This is a genomic window from Streptomyces viridochromogenes (assembly GCF_001270495.1).
Taxonomy (GTDB): domain Bacteria; phylum Actinomycetota; class Actinomycetes; order Streptomycetales; family Streptomycetaceae; genus Streptomyces; species Streptomyces viridochromogenes_A.
The window spans coordinates 1-2,432 of sequence record NZ_LGUR01000060.1 but is presented as its reverse complement, the minus strand read 5'-3'; the positions used below and the strand labels follow the sequence as shown (position 1 = coordinate 2,432).

Sequence of the window (2,432 nt, the reverse complement as noted above, 5' to 3'; positions counted from 1 at the left end):
AGCTCTACCTCGCGTTCGGCCAGTTCGCGGAGGTGGCGTAGCTGGCGTGGGGTGCGGGTGCCGGTGGGCAGGAACTTCAGCGCCACCCGGCGGGGCAGGGCCGGATCCGCCTCGCCGATCGGCCTGCCCGCGTAGACGGTCGCGAAGGCGCCCGACCCGAGAGGCTCCCTCACCTCCCAGTGCCCTACGCGGTAGCCCAGCGGTACGGGGACCGGGTGCGGCTGCTCTCCGGTCATCCGGCCGCCACCTTCCTCGGCGCGGCGGGCCGGTCGTCCGGTCCGGCGCAAGCCGGTGGCATGACGATGACGCTGTGCACGGATCCGTCCCCTCCCCCGATCCATGAGGACCACCCTCACCCCGCCAACGAAGGGCGGGGCAAGGGCGTTCCAGAAGCAGGGCCTAGCCGTCCACCTCGTACTGGCCCACCTCGATGAAGTACCGCAACTCCTCCGGCGTCCCGTCGATGGCGTCCTCCGCCGCGGCCCGCAGCGCGTCGCTGATCGTCGGGTCGGCGAGGATGCGGGCGACGCGGACACGGTCGTCCTCGGCCCGGGCCAGGCGGTAGCCGGTCTCCAGGAAGGCGCGCAGGACTGCCGGGGTGTTGGCGTCGAGGGCCTCGTTGGCCTCCCTGATGACCGCCTTGTCGGTCTTCGGGTCCGCGGAGGCGAGGATGCGCGCGATGGCGACGCGGTCGTCCTCGGCCTGGGCGATCCATCGGCCCGTCTCCAGGAAGTACCGCTGGTCCTCGATGGTGCCGTCCATGGCCTTCTGCGCGGCGGCGTAGACGGCCCTGCCCGTGGTGGGGTCGGCGATGATGCGCGCGATCGCGACCCGGACGTCGTCGTCGGACATGTCGTCGACGCTTGGGCCGGCCGTGTCGGAGGCGGTCGCCACGGTGGTGGCGGACGACGGGGTCGACCCGGCGGCGAGGGCCGGGCCGGCCAGCAGGAGCGCTGGGGCCAGAGCGGCGGTTATCACGAGGGTCAGGGCGGTACGGGTCGGTCTCACGTGTGAACCTTCCTCGGGTAGGTCAATCGGCGCAGGTGAAGTGCCGGTGTGTTCATCATCCTTGCAACCGCGCCCGAACTCACCGCAATAACTCCCCCTCGGGGGCGGCCCTTTCCGCACCCACCCTGAAACTTTTGAGGGTCGCCCGGTGCCCCCTCCGTGTGAATCTGCACATGGGAAACACGACCCGAGGGGGAAGACATGAATTTTCTCAGGAAGCGTTCACGGGCGGTGGCGGCGGTCCTGGGTGCCGCCATGGTGACCACGCTGGGACTGGCGGCATCACCGGCCTCGGCGAAGGTGTCCGACGGGTGGGTACGGGGGTACGACAGGTTCTCCGACGACTGGGACGACGAGGGCGAGTTGTCCCGCACGTCGCCCTGGGCAAGCTCCAACGCCACGTGCCTGTGGCAGCGCATCCTGTGGGCTGAGGGGGCCTACGCCACGAACTACGACGGCAAGATCTTCGAAGAGGACCACATCAACGGGCACTTCGGGTGGCGCACCGTCTATTCGACAATTGACCTGCAGAAGAAGTTGGGGGAATCCGCGGACGGCATCGTGGGCGAGAAGACCTTCAGCCGGGTCAATAAGCACATGTACAAGATCGGTGGGTCGACCGACAGCGACAGGACGCTGTACCTGAGGTACGAGGGCAAGAAGCACACCTTCGATCTGCGCCGCAACACCGAGGGGAAGTATGTCTTCCCCGACCGCAAGGGCGACTCACGTCAGGCGGGGTACAAGTACCACTCCTGCGGCTGACAGGCTGACAGGCTGCCGCGCGGGTCGTGGGGCAGGTCAGACCTCGTCGGCCTTCCGCAAGGCGCGCCACGTCCCCGCCCCCACCACCCCGTCCGCGTCCAGCCCCGCCCGCTTCTGGAAGGTCACCACCGCCGCGTGCGTCAAGGGGCCGAAGGAGCCGTCCACTTCGCCGACCTCGGTGATGCCGTGCAGGTAGCGGAGCAGGCACTGGACCTCGCGGACCTGGTTGCCGCCGTCGCCCTGTTTGATGGTGAAGTCCCAGGTGCTGTTCCAGTTGGCGGTGTAGCCGCGGCCGTGTTTCTGGTCCTCGTACACCGCCGGCTTCTCGCAGCTGGCAGGTGCCGCCGCGACGACGGGGGACTCGTCGCGCAGCGCGTACGGCACCGCCGTCGCGCCCAGCATCGCCGTCGCCACGAGTGCCGCGACCAGTACCGGACGCCGCCACCGCCGGGGCCGTAGCCTCGGCAGCCGGGCCGAGGGGGAGGTGCCCGCGGCCTCTTCCACCCGGCGCAGGAGGGCACCTGTGTCGGGGACCCGGGCGACGCGTTCCGTGTGGGTGGGGGCGAGGCAGTCGGTGATGATCTCCCGCCAGTTTTCGGGGAGTTCGGGGGAGAGGCGTAGTTCCTCGGTGCCGCGGGCGTAGCGCGTGGCTGCGTCTG

The 2,432-nt window shown here is 69.7% G+C and carries 3 protein-coding genes and 1 pseudogene; 1 reads left to right on the top strand and 3 read right to left on the bottom strand.

Annotation, left to right across the window (positions count from 1 at the left end; translation table 11 throughout):
- Nucleotides 1-236 (bottom strand): annotated as a pseudogene (locus tag ADK36_RS08125) (serine/threonine protein kinase); the annotation flags it as partial.
- Nucleotides 237-399: 163 nt separating this feature from the next.
- Entirely contained in the window at nucleotides 400-1,008 is a 609-nt protein-coding gene (locus tag ADK36_RS08120) for an ALF repeat-containing protein (RefSeq protein WP_048587573.1), read from the bottom strand.
- Nucleotides 1,009-1,209: 201 nt separating this feature from the next.
- Here ADK36_RS08120 and ADK36_RS08115 point away from each other — a divergent pair, with 201 nt between their 5' ends.
- Nucleotides 1,210-1,773: a peptidoglycan-binding domain-containing protein gene (locus ADK36_RS08115; RefSeq protein ID WP_053196858.1), complete on the top strand. Its 564-nt coding sequence runs from the start codon at nucleotides 1,210-1,212 to the stop codon at nucleotides 1,771-1,773.
- Nucleotides 1,774-1,809: 36 nt separating this feature from the next.
- On the opposite strand, the gene ADK36_RS08110 is transcribed toward ADK36_RS08115, so the two are convergent.
- On the bottom strand, nucleotides 1,810-2,432 hold a 623-nt coding region (locus tag ADK36_RS08110; protein WP_234329715.1), incomplete at its 5' end, for a peptidoglycan-binding domain-containing protein.

Bases quoted from the DNA above. Each gene is read 5' to 3' on its own strand.
- ADK36_RS08115 (WP_053196858.1), top strand. From the start codon at position 1,210: ATGAATTTTCTCAGGAAGCGTTCACGGGCGGTGGCGGCGGTCCTGGGT.